Raw genomic sequence first — 16,698 nt, forward strand, 5'->3', positions numbered from 1 at the left:
AGAATAAAAACCATGAATAAAACAGAAGCGATCACCTGGAAAAACTTTAAAAATGCATTGCTGCAACACCCCAATTGCTACTTGCAATTTCAATATGCCGCGGGCCAATTTGTCGATGCGGCATACCATATCACCGAGATAAAGCAAGCGCCCATCACCTCGGTAGATTGCGGCGGTGTAATGAATGCATGGACAGAGGTAATTTTGCAGCTTTGGGTGCCCCATGATGAGCAGCAGGACCGGTCGATGAAAGTGGAAAAGGCACTGTCTATTATCAACCTGGTAGAAAAGATGCTGCCGCTTAACCCTAACGCTATGGTTAAGATTGAATTTGGCAACTCGGAATTTGATACGCGCCAGATGTTCCCAAATGAAATGGTTATGGATAACGATACACTGACCATTGACCTGCGCCCGGATGCGGTACAATGTAAAGCCATTAGCCGTGGCGGCAGTTGCGGTACAAATGATAACGGCGAAGAATGCTGCGCTCCCATAATGGAAAAACCGATGATCCAGTTAAAAAACCTGGTAACCGCCAATGAAAACTCATGCGCCCCCGGATCGGGATGTTGCTAAACAATTAAAATAAGATGAAAAACGTATTAGTGCTTTGCACCGGCAACAGTTGCCGCAGCCAAATTGCGGAAGGCTATTTAAGGCATTTTGCCGGCGATAGGGCAACTATTTATAGCGCGGGGATAGAAACACACGGTGTTAACCCAAAAGCTATTGAGATAATGAAACGCGACGGGATAGATATCTCCGCACATACCTCTAATAACATCAACGAATACCTGGATGTGGATTTCGACTACGTAATAACCGTATGCGATAACGCTAAAGAGAGCTGCCCCTATTTTCCTACGCAGGCAGTTAAATTTCATTACAATTTTCCCGATCCTGCCAAAGCCAAGGGAACGGATGAGGAGGTAATGGAACAATTCAGCGAAGTGCGCGATATGATCAAAAAATACAGCCGGGATTTTGTAAACGAAAATTTAAAAAACTAATGGCGGCTGCTAATGATTGCGCCCCCGCGGCAGATCGAAAAAAGCTAAGCTTCCTGGATAGCTACCTTACCCTTTGGATCTTTTTGGCAATGGCCATAGGTGTTGGAATAGGTTATTTTATCCCCTCATCAGCCCAACTCATTAACTCTTTTTCCAGCGGCACAACCAATATCCCGCTGGCAATCGGTCTTATACTAATGATGTACCCGCCGCTGGCCAAGGTTAAGTACGAAAACATGGGCGAAGTTTTTAAGGATACCAAAGTATTGAGCGCATCTTTGATCCTGAATTGGATCATCGGCCCGGTGCTGATGTTTGTGCTGGCCATTACACTGTTGCGCGACCACCCCACCTATATGGTAGGTTTAATATTGATTGGCCTGGCGCGTTGTATTGCCATGGTAGTGGTATGGAACGAACTGGCAGAAGGTAACCGGGAGTATGCCGCGGGCCTGATTGCCTTGAACAGTATTTTTCAGGTGTTGCTTTACAGCGTTTATGCCTGGTTGTTTATCACCATATTGCCGCCATTATTTGGCTTGAAGGGTTTAGCTGTTAATATCACTATTGCAGAGATCGCTAAAAGTGTAGCTATTTACCTGGGGTTGCCATTTGCAGCGGGCATTATCAGTCGTTATACACTTATCAGATTAAAAGGTGAACAATGGTTTCAAAACACATATATCCCATTTATATCACCCATCACTTTAATTGCGCTGCTGTTTACTATCGTAGTGATGTTTAGCCTGAAGGGCAGCCTTATTGTACAGATTCCGATGGATGTTTTACGTATCGCGCTTCCGTTAGTGATTTATTTTACCATTATGTTTTTGCTGAGTTTTTTTATCGGCAAATGGTTTGGGGCCGATTATTCGCGCAGTACCGCAATAGCATTTACAGCGACCGGCAACAACTTTGAATTAGCTATAGCAGTTGCCATAGGCGTTTTCGGCATTAATTCGGGCGAAGCATTTGCTGGGGTAATAGGTCCTCTGGTTGAAGTGCCGGCCCTGATAGCGCTGGTAAACGTTGCATTTTGGTTGCGGAGACGCTACTGGTAATTAGTTTAAAACGAGACACCTATTTGCACCCCTGTACTTATCGAAGCAGGCAGACCGTTACCAAACCTTACCGGGAACGGAACTGAAACAAATAAATTTGCGTCTTTACCTTTTTTAATAACCTGGTTAAACACAGGCGTTACACCAAAACGCCCGTTAGTTTCAAAAGCCATACGCCCTATAAACGTAAAGCCATGCCTGAACCGAAACATGGCACCGGGGTGAAACAAAACCGTGCTTACTTTGGAAATGTTTTTTTCTGTCCGGATGGCCGGTGCTACTTCAAAGCTAACCCCGAAATTGTCGCTCTTCAACAAATTAATCCCGAAAGGAAAGCCAACGGTATAAGCCTTTCCTACATTGCTGGTAAAATGGCCATCTGCAAAGGTTGTCAACGGCTGAACGATGCTAAAATAGCCGGTAATGCGTGGGTAGACAGCAGCCTGCTGTGCAAGGCAGTTTCTAAGAATCGCCAGAAATAAAAAACTCATTAAAAGTGTTTTCATATTGGGCACAATACTAACACACGTCCAACTCTCAAAATTGTATAGTTTATACTATTTAGCCTCCTCTTTACCTTTGCTGATATTTTTTTTATAAACAGAGGGATTTTCGCCGGTTTGCTTTTTAAAGGTCCGGGTGAAGTGGCTTTGATCTGAAAAGCCCGTGAGGTAAGCTATCTCGGTAAGCGCGTAACTGGTAGTTTGCATCAGATTTATAGCTTTATCGATCCTCAACTTACGGATATAATCACCGAATGACAGGTTATCAAAGTGCTTAGAAAACTCGCGCGAAAGATAGGTTGGGTTAATCTCTAATTCGTCAGACACTTGCTGTAAACTTAGACTCATATTAGTATCAATTTGATCCTGAATTATTTCTTTTAACTCTTTGGCCCACTGCGGTGCTTTTTTTGAGCTGTTTTGTTTTATGTACTTGTTGAAAACATCCAGCAGCATCTGCTCTGCCGGGCCTGCCTGGGTATGCTTTAATTGGTAAAGGTGGGTGGCCCAGCTGTAAAGCCCATCATAAATAATCATCCCAAGTTCCAGAAGTTTATGGTCGTTATTTATATTATAAGCCAGGCCCGAGAAGATGGCTTCAAGACCAGCAGACTGTGGTGCAAAATCGTGCCTGTCCGTATCAGCACCACGAACGATGGCTGCTATCGTATCAAGTGCATTATCTTTTAGCTTGTGCTTCTTAATAAAGTAGTCAAAAGTACAGCGATCATCGTAATGAGAATATTCCACGTTGGGCAAATCAAAAGGGATGGCGTCCAATTCTTTGGCATATGTTAGCACTTGCTTAAACGGCGCAAAAATTATCTGGGCCGTGGGGTCTATAAAACGTTTAATTAGCCAGGGGCATGCAATACGGTCAATTTTGGGACGGTCACGCGTAATCCAGTTCATGTTTCAATTATACGCGATATATATCATTAGCGAATAAATTTCGCAACCTATTATTAATAAATATACTTTAACAAACTTTACCTAAATAATATTTGTTAACATAATGATAACATACAAGTAACTTAATATTAACCTAAATTTGCAGCTTATCACCACTATATGAAGAAATCAGAACGTAAGGCCATGGTTAAAGCTGCTAAAAAAGCGGTTACCATTAACATCCAAAACCATATCATAGCCGCCATTAAACAATCGGCCGCCGAATTAAAAGCCGACACTAAAAAAATTGAAAAGAAATTGGTGAAGGCTTCAGGCAAAGTAGCTAAAAAATTCGCTAAAATGATTAGTGCCGCACAACCTGTAGAAAAGGAAAAAGCACCAGAAGTTGCCGCTCCTGCTCCCAAAGTACCTGTTGCACAAACGGCTTCAAAAGCAAAAACAACAAAACCTGCAAAAACTGCTGAACCTGTTGTAACGCAAGCATCATAAAATATAAGGGCCCCTTTACAGGGGTCTTTTTATTTACCCTAAAACTTAAATACAATTATTTGTGTATAAGTAACATATGCGATCAATTGCCGGATGTTTCATTCTATTTACTACGCTGCTATCTTGCGGCGAGCCGCGGCAGCCAACCTATGTGATCACAAACGTTGGGGATACGTTATTAAAAACCCCTCAAAATAACATCCCCCCACCTGCGGCTGATGCTACCGGGCATATAACTACCGTTATCACGGGCACCACAACCCCACAAGAGCTGATTGCCTACGCCAAAACGCTTACCGGCGTTAAATATAAATACGGCTCTACAGATCCTGAAGAAGGGTTTGACTGTTCGGGGTTTATTACCTATGTGTTTAACCATTTCAAGATAGCTGTACCGCGTACCTCGGTTGACTTTACTTATGTACAGAAGGAAATTGATGTAAACCGATCAACTACCGGCGACCTGATACTATTTACAGGTACAGACAGCACGATACGTGTAGTAGGCCATATGGGGATCATCACTTCAAACATTGAAGGGGATGTGCGTTTTATTCACTCCACATCGGGCAGGGCCAACGGAGTAACCGAAACCTCATTAGCCCCCTATTATAAAGGCAGGTTTATTAAAGCGATCAGGATCTTCCCGCAGAACGATCGACCGGATTAGCTTTTCGGGGATTGTGTTATTAAAGGTTTAAACACAACTAGACGAACTTGCCCTACACAAACTGTATTAAGGCTTCTTCATCGCCTTATCATTAGCCTCTAACAAATCCATGTAAGCGGAAGCCGCGGAATTTGCAGGATTGATGGCAAACGCTGTCGCAAGTTCTTGATCAGCTTTGACCTTATCGCCTTGGTTACGGTAATAAGTTGCCGCCTGTACATGCAGATCGGCATAAAAGGAAATAAGATATTGGTCCGACGGGTCGGAATGGTACAAGGCGGATGCTATTCGATACGCCGATTCAAAATCATTGTTTTTGGCAAGCATTTTAGCTCTCTGGACTAATACACCAGCATTATTAGTTTCGCCCATTAGAATAGGTTGCTCCACCGGAACAACGACAGGTTTAACGGTCACAGGTTTCTCAACCACCGCAACCTTTTCTACAGGAACAGCTACAGGTTTAACGGCCACAGGTTTCTCAACCACCGCAACCTTTTCTACAGGAACAGCTACAGGTTTAACGGCCACAGGTTTCTCAACCACCGCAACCTTTTCTACCGGAACGGTTACAGGTTTAACGATCACGGGTTTCTCAACCACCGTCACCTTTTCCACAGGAACAGCTACAGGTTTAACAATCACTGGCTTCTCAACCACCGCAACCTTCTCTACCGGAATAGGTACAGGTTTAACGTTCACAGGTTTCTCAACCACCGCAACCTTTTCTACCGGAACGGTTACAGGTTTAACGATCACGGGTTTCTCAACCACCGTCACCTTTTCCACAGGAACAGCTACAGGTTTAACGGTCACGGGTTTCTCAACCACCGCAACCTTTTCTACCGGAACGCTTATAGGTTTAACGAACACGGGTTTCTCAACTACTGCAACCTTTTCTACCGGAACGGTTACAGGTTTAACGGTCACGGATTTCTCAACCACGGCAACCTTCTCTACAGGGACAGTTACTGGTTTAACGTTCACGGGTTTCTCAACCACGGCAACCTGATCAACAGGAATAGCTACTTGTTTGGCGATTACAGACTTCTTTTTGCCAGCTACCTTTTTGGCTGGCACTTTAGTAATAGCATCCGCCCCACTCAAATACTTGGGGTCTATATCTTTTAGGTATTGTAGTGCATCGGCATTATTCGGGTCTTTTCCCAATACTTTTTTAAACTCGGCACCCGCTTTAGCAGGTTCTTTTGTCAAAACATATAAACGGGCGAGTAATACGCGTAGTTCGGTATCGTCCGGGTTTTGCTTTAAACCGAAGTTCACCAAATCGAACGCATACGGGTAGTTTTTGTCTTCGTTTATTTCGTAAACCGCCAGGTCTAACAGCTCTTTGTTGCTTTTCTCAGGCGCCTGTTGCGCGCGTGCTGTAAAAGTTAAAAACAGTAGGAATACTGCCACCCATATCTTCGGCATTTTGCTGCCCATTTTCGTCATCAACATATTTACCAGCACACCTATTTTGTAATTACCGTTAAAAAACACAAAGCAATGCCCGTATGAAAATAACATAACTTATACAATAATCAATAAAAATAATATTCCTATTGATTGTAAAGCTATTTATATAACAACCAGGCTCGAAGTAATTTTGAGTTTTGTAGAACTAAATACAAGGTAAAACAGCCCGGCTTCTAAAATTTCACCCGCTCAACAGGCCTTTTTACGCCGCGAAAAACGAAAAGGTTCGCCTGAATTTTTCATCCTTCAATCTTTATAAACTAAAAACACAGGGTTAAATTTGATATTTGGTGCTGTAAAACAGTTATTTAGTACAAAAATCAGCGTTAAAAAACAAAACCAAATCTTAGTGTAATTATTACACTAAGATTATATTAATTTCCCTGGTTAACCGCACCTTTGCGGTGCCCAAAAAGAGGTGGTCGTAAACGCATTAATTATTATGTCGTTATATTGATTATCACACTTTTAGCAATCGTACTTTCAATTATCCGGTACGATCATTTTACAACATCATACAAAATATCAAAACAATGAAAATTAAAATTTTAACCCTTATAGCTGTTTTAGTAACAGTATTGGGAGCCAACAATGCAGCCAGCGCAAAAACTATAACAGATGATGCTTACACCCTGCTTAACGATATCAGTGCTATCAATAAAATTGAAGTGCACGGCAATGTTGAACTTTACATTTCTGACGCTAACACCGACCAGGTAAAGATTTACAACAAATACTACGCAGAAAGCGCCCTGGTACAAAGCAAAAACGGTGTGTTACGCATATCGTCTTACAAAACCGAAAAATTGGTGGTTTGGGTAAGCGCGAACGATTTACGTTCGGTATCGGTTTTCGACAATTCTACCGTGAAGTCATTCGGTAATATATCTAAAATTGAATTTGCAGTCGACTTACACAACAACGCCACTGCACAGTTGAATTTAGCGGCTTACCAGGTTAATTTAAGCGTCAAAGATAACGCTACTGCAGCCTTAAAAGGCAATGCAGATCTGTTCACACTGAAAAGGGATGACGCTGCCAGTGTAAAAAGCGCCGAATTTGCCGCCAATTACACATTTGAAAACAAGATCATCTTTACTGCAGGTATAGCTACCCAACAAATTGGGATGTAATTTGGCCTTGCGCGGTATCGTTGCAATTTAAATTATCTCTTAAACAGCCGGTTATATAGTTTCCATAAAAAATGAAATGATTTTTGTAATTCCGGCTTCAATTTTACATATTTGCAACCTCGAAAATAGTAAATATTTTCAGCGCCTATAGCTCAGTTGGTTAGAGTAGAAGACTCATAATCTTTTGGTCCCTGGTTCGAGCCCAGGTGGGCGCACAAACTCTAACATCGGAGACACCGAAAACCCCTTAAATCGCTGATTTAAGGGGTTTTTTCATTAATTATCCCCTTAAAAACCCTTTGTAAAGCCAACGTTCTCGTTACCTATCCGACTACCTGTTCTTTGTTTTTAACTTAGGTAACACAAACCGCTTCAATAAATTGATTAACAGTTTATTACAGCGTTAAAAGTTGTTTTTTTTCGGGCAATTTTTAAATGTATTTGTGTTACCTGTTGTGTTACCTAAAAACGGGATGAAGTAAGAAACATTTAAAACTAAAAAGTTAGAATTTATGCAAACATCACAGTCGTTCGGTATTCATTTTACCACCCGTCCCGACAAAGCGAAAGACGGAAAAGAGCCTATTTATGCCTGCGTGACCGTTAACCGTCAACGGGCTTACATCGCTTTAAAGCAAAATGTTGATCCCAAAAATTGGGACGGCGGCAAAGGTGCCGCCAAAGGGAATAAGGAGGATGTCAAATACATTAACAATTACCTCGAGGAAGTAAGGCTTGCTATTGGCAATAGCTATAAAGAACTTCAGATCAAAAGGAAAATGTTATCGGCTAAAGCAGTTAAAGACCTTTATCTCGGAGAGGAAGCCCAGGTTTACTCCCTTGCCAATTGAGAATAGCGCATTACTAAAAAGGGTTGTCGGCAAGTCGGTAAATAAAGCCGGTAATAAATCGGGAGATTGGTTTGATGGGGATAATCCGCAAGGATGCATGTTTTAGTCGACATTAGATTAATTTTTGTCTTACGAATAATCGATAATTTTAAGAAGAATCGCATGACTTACAAAAAGAAGATAATACGCCACTTTTAAATCGATATTGTAAGCCTTCAGAATATAATCCCATAGGAATCATTGTGGCACCGCAAGCATCATTGTTTCAACTTATCCCCTCACCTCTCGCCGATATTTAAGTCGCTGGAATTACATTCAATTTATTTATCGGGCTGTTTGAGTTCTCCCGTTTACAAATGTTTATAACACTGTAAGAAATGATTTCTCTGGTAAAGTTTTGCTCATAAACTGCACGGGGGATGGCGATATAGCAAGTATTCCTAACAATGTTAGGTCCAATAATAACGTTCAGCATCTGCAACGCTCCCTTTAGATAATTTTTTGTGACCTGAAAGCATGTACGCATACATTTAAAAGAACCTTTCAATTTCTCAATTTAAATGCAGCATATAGAAACTGGACAACGGCCTGTTAAGCAAGGAATTTTAATTGTGCCCGTAGGCGTAGGGCTAGCGCTTCGCAAGCTTCGCCTTCGTCATGATTACTCACAACAACATGTGGCCGACTGTATGAAAATTACCCGGGGAGCCTTCCTGGCTTGGGAAAATTATTAAGTAAACTTCACCTTAAAAAAACCTCCAGATGATTACCGACTTTTATGGGATCCGGATGAGCGATTTCGTAAAAAATTTCTTGGAAGATCAGAAAGCCAATCCAATGTAAGACCAGAATAGCTATAGCGTTATGACTTAACGAATCTTCACGTTTGCAATGGGCGCTCTGCCTATTGCAAACGTACTTCAAAATTGCATCAAATCACTACATCAGCGGACCGTCATGGACTGGTGGCGGGTCATCTGAACGAAAAGCCTGCGCACGAGCAGCCATGCTCCCTTGTGCATAAGAGGCTACCCATCTCAGAAATTCCTCGTCTATCTCGGAAGAAAAATTTAAAAAAACCGTATCAACTGAAAATATCTGCGCGCTGAGCGTCGTGTGAGGATACCGCCTGGCACTTTCCCTTACCAGACGCTCCGCCAGTTCGCTCATGGTGTAAGGACTGAATGCCTCCGCAAATTTAAAATGGTTTACCGAGTCTTTGTAAAGATTAAAGGGGGCGACATCAACCGTCATTGTATGCCGGACATCGCTATGCGCTAAAGAGTACCGCCTGGCGGGTTCGACTTCACGGACCGATTCTATTCCGGCTATGCTGAGTGCTTTATTGGCATCGGCCAGTTCCGCCCAAAGTAAACAGGAAAAGGCATCACCATTTGATTGAGATACGGGAACGCAGATCACCTCTTCCACCTGACGTTTAAACTCGCCGGTCATCGACGTATGCGCTTTGATTTCAATGATCCGGGCATTGGTAATTCCTGTTGCAGGCGGTGTAGATAGCACCGCGTCTGCAAATTCGATTTCAAGCTTTGTGACCAGCTCCCGGGTGTCATGTGCCCAGTTCGGCAACCTATCCGTATTGGTAAAGATCAGTTCGGCTTCTGGGGTCACATAGGATTCAGCCGGTTCATGAGGCCATAAATCTTCAGCTGACGGCCGTGATATGGAGGCTCTCCAGGACCATTCTACATAACCCACGGTACCCCAGCGTGCATTGGCCGGGTCGGGCACTTTGGGACGAACAACCAGATAAGTCCTGAAGGTCTCATTCACACTCACGCCAAGTTTACGCTGGTCTAAAAAAGAAGAAGGATTATCAACCATCATTACAGAGCGTGGCGTTTCCAGCACCAACTCCGTAAAGGAATCATTATCCTCCCCCCGGCCTTTATAATATATCTCCGGGTTTTCATCCGTGCGATCAAGATACCACTCCTCACCCGTGCTTAGTAAAAATGTGGACCCATCGGCTTTTGTATACCTTCGCGTACCTCTTACAAATTGAATAACAGACAATTCCATAACAAAGGCACCTGCTTCCAAAGCAGCCTCAAATTTGATTATCATCCCCGGAATTGTACTGGACCCGAGCTGCATCCTTACCGCTCCTCCGCTCAGGCGGTGTACCGCTACAGCATGGCACCTGCACCGCATGCGAAAGTCTTCCAGATCGGTAACCCGCCAAACAGATGTCCTACCCTCCCCGTTGATGACCTCTCCGTGTACGTCTCTTATCTTCCAGCGCACTCCTTCGGAATAATTCCCCTTTTTGGAATAAAAGAATGTAGGAGACGAACTCCCCAGTTTTAAAACTTCCGGTTCATAAACCATCATTCCCCGTTTTCGAGACTGCACCCATAGGCCAATCGCTTCCGGGGGGAATACCCATATCGTTTCCAGTACCTCTCCTTCCGTATTCATACTGAATGTCATTTGCTCACCGATGGCAACTGTCCTTGTTTCTCCGTCCTGCAGCAAAACCAGCCCGTCAACTTTTTTTTGGATATCTATGTTTGTTTCTAATTGACTAAGGCCCTCCACGTAAAATTTGATCGCGGCAGCACTTCTGCTGATGACCCCTTTCGGATAATCTTCCAGGTTGGCGTGTATCGGTTCGATACCCACCTCCTGAAAAACGGTGAGCTCTATAGTAATGAACTCGCCGCGCACCAATATTTCGGAAAATCCTTCCAGCGGGTAAGGCGTGGTCCAATCCTGGCTTCTTTGCACAAGATTAGAATAGGTTCGTTCAAAAACCGTCTCCGTTCCGCGTAAGAACCTGATTCTTGCCCCATATGCATTTTGGTTATTGCCCATACCGATAAATAAATTTGTCGGGCATCCTGTTTTTTGAACCCGGAATTGTTGCAGGACAGGCTCGTTGGGCGGCAATCCCCAGGATGTTCCGCTGGGATAGGCCATGTTAGTTCCCATAATAATTTCTTCCGGTACTGGCGGAGGTTTGGGTACAGCTTCGGCACGCATCGGGCTTCCTGTTGACCATTGCCTTTCCCGGTAATCCGCAGGTCCGGTGCCACCATAAACGGAAAGATTCCCGTCATTCTGCATGATCAGAAAATAAGCCACATCAAATCCATGCTCCGTGTTGGAAGACCAAACCAAAGTGGAAGCTCCGGGCTGATCGCTTACCCCGGTAATACTAAAATTGCCATTTGCCTGCAATGTCCCGCGGTAAGTACCCGCCGGTCATCCCGTCATCAGCACACAATGATACAAATCCGCCTGGTTCCCGCCGGCTCTGCGCTGATAAATGCATAGGCGGCCGTCATTGTCGATCAGGGCTAAAAACTTTCCACTTTGCGAAACCAGCGCCTCTCCATTGGAAATGTACTCGTTAGCTTTTAGATAATTACCAAGCAGCGTAAATTCTGATAGGGAAATAGTTTGATTGTTATTCATGCAAGCACTACTTTTTTGATTGTGTGTCCTTTAAGCATCATCATTTTTTATCTAAAGCTACTACTATTATCCGGCTTGCGCGCAATGGGCGAGATTCGCGGCTTGCTTTTTTCAACTCCCGCACGGTTTGTTGCCAAATTGTATGTAAGTCAACTCTTTTACAAAATTGTTTATCAAAGACCCGCTTAAAGAAAAAAAACGTCTGCCTCTAATTATTGACATACTTATCCTTTGTTTGAAACGCCACCTGTTTATTGTCGAAAATTTGGAGTATTAAAACTTGATTTATAAATTTTAAAATAAAAGATTTTCTACTCTTGCAACCTAACCTTGTTGATATTTCAACCAGACAAAACAATGGCGATGCGACGGTATGTTAGCGCTTCGAAAATTTATCAGTTAATTTTAATCCGGCAATTATAAACGCTGAGTTCAAGACGCATCTATATGACGGCTCCTTTCTGATGATGAGTAATAAAAAGCAAGCCCCTAACTCAATTCAAAAAAAATAGGGTCAGCGAAAAATAGCCTGATGACGAAATTTTTCATTCAAGTGTCGCGCGCGCACAAGCGAAAATATTGAAATATTAATTCTAAAGAATATAATAATACTTCTTAATGAAAATATTATTATATTGGAACGTCCGAAATATCCAAGCCTTTTAATAGAACCTTATCACTTCAATTCATGAAAAAGCTCCTTTTTACTGCGGGACTATTCCTTCTAATTCCTTCCCTTTTAATGGCACAATTTAGCAACGCCGGAGGTTCGACTACAACGCTCGATCAGGTGGGCATAGGAACTACCAGCCCCATTAATAAGCTGCACGTCTATTCGACCAGTTTTTATGACGGCATATCCGTTGACGGCACTAACAATCCTGCACTCTTGTTGAGAAATGCCGGCACTATCGTCGGCCAATTTCCAGGACTGGTTTCCACCGCGGGTATCTATTTTGGCGGCTCGGCCGTTAATGATATCGTCTTTCGGTCCAGTTCAGGAAAAATGCTTTTCGGCTTCAACGGTTCCTACCCTACTATGGCTATCGCCAACGGTAAAGTCGGGATTGGAAATTTGAACAGCCCTGATTTTATTAACCCGGTTTACCCCTTAAATGTGAATACTGGGGTTGGGTCAGGGTTCGGATATCTTGCAGCCATGTTTTCAAGTAATAGCGCAGAGTTTGGTATTGGCATCAATAATTATGGTCAGGACGGCAGGAACTGGCGTTTTCTGGCCGCAGCCTCAGGGTCTAGCGTCGGAGCCGGAAATTTCGGAATTGCAGACGCTACGGCAGGTTTTACCAGAATGGTTATCAATCCTGCCGGTAATATCGGCATAGGAACTGTTAGCCCGGCTGATAGGCTGGATATTCAGGGTGGAAACATGTCGGTCTATTCCGGGGGAGGCACTAATTTAAAGATTGGTTCCAACGCGACAGGTAAAACTTATATGCTGATCAATACCACTGCTGATGCTAATGGAGCAGGTTCCATCCAAAGTGTCGGTAACTCCAACAATTCATACGGATCACTTTTACTTGATCCTAACGGAGGAAACGTGGGTGTGGGCATATCCGCTCCTATTTCGAAATTACACGTTACGGGTAACGGCAACAGTCTGGATGATTATAACCCATTATCAGGACAAAGTTTGACAGTACAGGCAAATACGGGTGGGCGCAGTTTAAATGTCGGCGCTCAACTGGAGTTCGCCATTCCGGCGAATACAGATGGCACAAATTTCTACGGCCAGGGCCGGATTATGACGGTGGCTGGAAACACGGTTAACAATGATGCAACCGGTAAGATGATCCTGGGAACAAAAAGATATTTTGATAAATCCGGCGCAGGAAGCCAATGGTTTTACGGTAATGATCTCACAATTGATGGATCGGGTAAAATTGGAATTGGAGTGCTCTCTCCCACCGCATTAATGCATGTAAGACAAAATAATAGTGCTGATGGTTTTTATGCCATGCAACGGTGGGACGGTACCAACAGTGCTTATAATCTTTTGCTGTCGCAAACGATCTCCTCCGGTGCAACCAGCTGGAACTTATCTCCGACAAATAATGGGCAAATCTCCTCAGGTCTTACCTTTAAAAATGGAAGTGTGGGCGTTGGAGATACCGACCCTACAGGCACGCTTTCAGTTGCCAATACACTGAACATGATTACCAAGAATGCGATCAACCCGGTTTTAACGATGACGGGGCAAACCAAATCCTATCTACATGCCGCAATGGCATCGCAAAACGGATACGTCAGGTCAGCCTATTCGTCCAACATCCACTGGGTTGACGCAGATAATCTTTGGCATATTGAAGGCGGACAATACTCTGATTTTAGTATGATGGATCATGAAAACTCAGGCGACATTGCCTTTTACAACCGGATCACGACCGGAAACTCTTATAATATAACGCATGCGGATCTTCAACCATTCAGGAGACTAACCATAAAAAATAATGGAAACGTTGGAATAGGTACGCCAAATACGGATGCAAAGCTAACCGTAAACGGAAATATTCACACGACAGAGGTGCGGGTTGACCTGAATGTACCTGCTCCGGATTACGTCTTTGAAGAAAAGTATAAACTGAATACGCTTAAAGACGTAGAGGCATTTATCTCAAAAATGCATCATCTGCCCGAGGTGCCTTCGGCCAAAGAAATGTCTCAAAACGGCATCAATCTCGGTGAAATGAACACATTGCTTCTCAAAAAAATTGAGGAATTGACGCTTTACCTGATCGAAAAAGACAAACAGTTGGACGCCGAAGCGGCCTTAAATAAAAAGCAGCAAAAGGATATTGATCTTTTGAAAGCCAAACTGGGCATCTCGTTGTGATAGAATATTTTTTTTTCAAAACAGATAATAATATTTGTTAAATAACTATCTTAGAATAAACCTAATACTTTGATGCCTATCAGTTTATACTGTAATTATTGGCATCAACCTTATTGCTTTATTATGAGAAAATTACTTTTCGCAGCAGGATTGTTAATGCTAGCACCAAACCTGTTGATAGCGCAATTCAATTCCTCGGGCGGCACAACAACAACACCGGATGCAGTCGGGATTGGAATAACCAGCTCCCTGGCAAACAAATTGCATGTTTTTTCCAATACAAGTCTTGACGGCGTTTCGGCTGATGGCGTAAACCCCGCTTTTACGTTGCGAAACAACGGAACGCTCATGGGTTATGCCCCTGGCCTTATTACCACCTCCAACACCCACTTTCCCGGCACTATGGCGGGAGATATCGCATTCCGGGCAAATTCCGGCCGATTTCTTTTTGGCACAACAGGAAACAACGCAACGATGTCTGTTGCCAATGGCAGGGTTGCTATCGGAAATCTCAACGGCACGTATTTAAATCCGGGTTACCCTTTAACCGTAAGCAGTTATGTAGGATCCGGTTTAGGGTATCTTTCTGCTATGTTCACAATAATTTTACGTCATTATCTGAATTTGGTTTCGGCTTGGAAAATGTCGGTTACGGGGGACGTAGTTATCGTTTCCTGGCTGCGGCAAATGGTTCATCACTCGGCGCGGGAAATTTTGTTATAGCGGACGCTACTGCAGGATTTAGCAGACTTGTCATAGATCCAAATGGATATGTAGGCATCGGGACGACAAGTCCAGCCGATCGGCTGGATATCGTCGGTGGCAACATGGCCGTTTATTCCAACAATGCGGCAGCTGGTACCAACTTGAAAGTCGGCTTTGGGACAAAGACCTATGCGCTTTTAAGAACCACTGCAGACGTGGATGGGGCTACTTCTTTACAAAGCGTAAGCAACAGCAGCACTTTTGGCGCATTACTCTTGAATGCGCAGGGTGGCAATGTTGGTGTGGGTACTTCCGCCCCGGCTTCCAGATTTCATGTGATCGGTTCCGGTAACACTGCTGATGCCGTCAATACTATTGGTGATCAAAGCATGACCATACAGGCCAATACAGGAAGTAGAAACCAGAATGCCGGTGCCCAGTTGGAATTTGCGATACCGGCCAACACGGACGGATCAAATCTTTTCGGGCAAGGAAGAATTATCACCGTCGCAGGTACAGCAACTAATGCCGATGCGACAGGAAAGATGATCTTGGGTACCAGGCGTAACTTTAATAAATTAGGAACAGGAAATCAATGGTACTACGGCAATGATTTGGTTATAGATGGGGCCGGAAGAGTTGGAATTTCTACAATCAATCCGGCGGCTTTCCTGGACGTCGGAAAACCCATGGACGCCCAGCTATCCTCCGTTTTGGGTAGATTAAGCGAGGGTAATGCCACGGGGAACGGTACTTTTTTAGGTGTAAAAAATTATTACTCGCAGCTCAACGGAATCTATTCGACGTTATCTGACGTTAAAAGTTTCGCTATTGAACACAATTTCGGCGGACAAACAAACAGTTCAGTTTCCTTTTTGCGCGGCCCGGGATGGACAGGTGGCGGTATTTCCATCAGCACTGGAACCAATCTGGAGCGGGTGCGCATAACAGGCGACGGGTATGTCGGAATAGGAACTTCGACTCCCGCATCCAAGTTGCATATGATAACGAGCGGCAACTCGATTGACGGATATACGCCACTTTCAGCCCAAAGCATGATCGTTCAGGCCAACACAAACGGGAGAAATTCCGCCGCGGGTGCACAGCTGGAATTTGCGATCCCCGCTAATACCGATGGCACTAACTCTTATGGCCAGGGAAGAATTATCACCGTAGCAGGAAATAGTAATGATCAGGATCCTACCGGCAAAATGATGTTTGGTACCAGAAGATATTTCGACAAAGTTGGCTCCGGAAATCAATGGTATTATGGAAATGATTTAGTAATAGACGGCACAGGAAGGATTGGAGTGGGGGCTGTAAATCCAAGCGCATTATTGCATGTTAGCCAAACAAAGACCGCAGATGGAACTTACGTTGTGCAACGCTGGGATACCCCAAGTACAAATTATAATTTGCAGCTAAAACAAAATGTCGTTTCCGGGGTGACAAGTTGGAGCCTTGATCCTTTGAGTAGTCCTGAAATAGGTTGACTATTTTTGATTGCACAAACATTGATAAAAAAGCTCAAACATCCACCAAAGATGTTTGAGCTTTTTTGTTGTAGGACTTTAGTTTAATTTCTTT

15 protein-coding genes and 1 tRNA gene are annotated in these 16,698 nt (G+C 43.6%); 11 read left to right on the plus strand and 5 right to left on the minus strand.

What is annotated here, in order from left to right:
• Positions 1 to 12: 12 nt before the first annotated feature.
• The 3 genes from IDJ76_RS17125 to arsB are packed head-to-tail and all read left to right on the plus strand — an operon-like array spanning position 13 to position 2,074.
• Positions 13 to 579 carry a DUF6428 family protein gene (locus IDJ76_RS17125; RefSeq protein WP_191164824.1) on the plus strand — a complete coding sequence of 189 codons (567 nt, stop codon included), beginning with the start codon at positions 13 to 15 and terminating at the stop codon, positions 577 to 579.
• A gap of 14 nt (positions 580 to 593) precedes the next feature.
• A complete protein-coding gene (locus IDJ76_RS17130; RefSeq protein ID WP_191164826.1) occupies positions 594 to 1,013 on the plus strand; it encodes an arsenate reductase ArsC in 420 nt (139 codons plus the stop codon).
• The gene (gene arsB / locus IDJ76_RS17135; protein ID WP_191164828.1) at positions 1,013 to 2,074 is read left to right on the plus strand and encodes an ACR3 family arsenite efflux transporter; all 1,062 of its coding nucleotides are present in this window, start codon (positions 1,013 to 1,015) and stop codon (positions 2,072 to 2,074) included. The genes IDJ76_RS17130 and arsB overlap by 1 nt, the downstream gene beginning before the upstream one ends.
• Before the next feature lie 5 nt (positions 2,075 to 2,079).
• On the opposite strand, the gene IDJ76_RS17140 is transcribed toward arsB, so the two are convergent.
• The gene (locus tag IDJ76_RS17140) at positions 2,080 to 2,565 is read right to left on the minus strand and encodes a hypothetical protein (protein WP_224746384.1); all 486 of its coding nucleotides are present in this window, start codon (positions 2,563 to 2,565) and stop codon (positions 2,080 to 2,082) included.
• 66 nt (positions 2,566 to 2,631) lie between these two features.
• Positions 2,632 to 3,489 carry a chromate resistance protein ChrB domain-containing protein gene (locus IDJ76_RS17145; RefSeq protein WP_191164832.1) on the minus strand — a complete coding sequence of 286 codons (858 nt, stop codon included), beginning with the start codon at positions 3,487 to 3,489 and terminating at the stop codon, positions 2,632 to 2,634.
• A 159-nt stretch (positions 3,490 to 3,648) separates the two neighbouring features.
• On the opposite strand from IDJ76_RS17145, the gene IDJ76_RS17150 reads away from it, so the two are divergent.
• Complete coding sequence (locus IDJ76_RS17150; protein ID WP_191164834.1) at positions 3,649 to 3,978, plus strand: hypothetical protein; 330 nt, start codon at positions 3,649 to 3,651, stop codon at positions 3,976 to 3,978.
• Between the two features lie 76 nt (positions 3,979 to 4,054).
• A complete protein-coding gene (locus tag IDJ76_RS17155; RefSeq protein WP_191164836.1) occupies positions 4,055 to 4,648 on the plus strand; it encodes a C40 family peptidase in 594 nt (197 codons plus the stop codon).
• 66 nt (positions 4,649 to 4,714) lie between these two features.
• Here IDJ76_RS17155 and IDJ76_RS17160 read toward each other — a convergent pair whose 3' ends face one another.
• Positions 4,715 to 6,178, minus strand: coding sequence for a tetratricopeptide repeat protein (locus IDJ76_RS17160; protein WP_191164838.1), 1,464 nt, complete (start codon positions 6,176 to 6,178; stop codon positions 4,715 to 4,717).
• Positions 6,179 to 6,660: 482 nt separating this feature from the next.
• Between IDJ76_RS17160 and IDJ76_RS17165 the strand changes: the two genes are divergently transcribed.
• The 3 genes from IDJ76_RS17165 to IDJ76_RS17175 all read left to right on the plus strand — a co-directional run bounded on the left by IDJ76_RS17165 (position 6,661) and on the right by IDJ76_RS17175 (position 8,111).
• Positions 6,661 to 7,260, plus strand: a complete 600-nt coding sequence (locus tag IDJ76_RS17165) for a GIN domain-containing protein (protein WP_191164840.1) — start codon at positions 6,661 to 6,663, stop codon at positions 7,258 to 7,260.
• 141 nt (positions 7,261 to 7,401) lie between these two features.
• Positions 7,402 to 7,475 (plus strand) — tRNA-Ile (locus tag IDJ76_RS17170).
• Between the two features lie 297 nt (positions 7,476 to 7,772).
• Positions 7,773 to 8,111 (plus strand): Arm DNA-binding domain-containing protein, encoded by a 339-nt coding sequence (locus IDJ76_RS17175; protein ID WP_224746385.1) that lies wholly within the window; start codon positions 7,773 to 7,775, stop codon positions 8,109 to 8,111.
• A 939-nt stretch (positions 8,112 to 9,050) separates the two neighbouring features.
• Here the strand turns inward: IDJ76_RS17175 and IDJ76_RS17180 are convergent.
• Together IDJ76_RS17180 and IDJ76_RS17185 are read right to left on the minus strand one after the other, a co-directional pair.
• A complete protein-coding gene (locus IDJ76_RS17180; RefSeq protein ID WP_191164842.1) occupies positions 9,051 to 11,315 on the minus strand; it encodes a hypothetical protein in 2,265 nt (754 codons plus the stop codon).
• Between the two features lie 24 nt (positions 11,316 to 11,339).
• The gene (locus IDJ76_RS17185; protein ID WP_191164844.1) at positions 11,340 to 11,552 is read right to left on the minus strand and encodes a hypothetical protein; all 213 of its coding nucleotides are present in this window, start codon (positions 11,550 to 11,552) and stop codon (positions 11,340 to 11,342) included.
• Between the two features lie 688 nt (positions 11,553 to 12,240).
• On the opposite strand from IDJ76_RS17185, the gene IDJ76_RS17190 reads away from it, so the two are divergent.
• The 3 genes from IDJ76_RS17190 (at position 12,241) to IDJ76_RS17200 (ending at position 16,604) form a co-directional block, all read left to right on the plus strand.
• Positions 12,241 to 14,406, plus strand: coding sequence for an autotransporter outer membrane beta-barrel domain-containing protein (locus IDJ76_RS17190; RefSeq protein ID WP_191164846.1), 2,166 nt, complete (start codon positions 12,241 to 12,243; stop codon positions 14,404 to 14,406).
• 123 nt (positions 14,407 to 14,529) lie between these two features.
• Positions 14,530 to 15,129, plus strand: a complete 600-nt coding sequence (locus IDJ76_RS17195; RefSeq protein WP_191164848.1) for a hypothetical protein — start codon at positions 14,530 to 14,532, stop codon at positions 15,127 to 15,129.
• Positions 15,042 to 16,604, plus strand: coding sequence for a hypothetical protein (locus IDJ76_RS17200; RefSeq protein ID WP_191164850.1), 1,563 nt, complete (start codon positions 15,042 to 15,044; stop codon positions 16,602 to 16,604). The genes IDJ76_RS17195 and IDJ76_RS17200 overlap by 88 nt, the downstream gene beginning before the upstream one ends.
• Positions 16,605 to 16,698: the final 94 nt, after the last annotated feature.

The organism is Mucilaginibacter glaciei (assembly GCF_014773245.1).
In the GTDB taxonomy this organism is placed as follows: domain Bacteria; phylum Bacteroidota; class Bacteroidia; order Sphingobacteriales; family Sphingobacteriaceae; genus Mucilaginibacter; species Mucilaginibacter glaciei.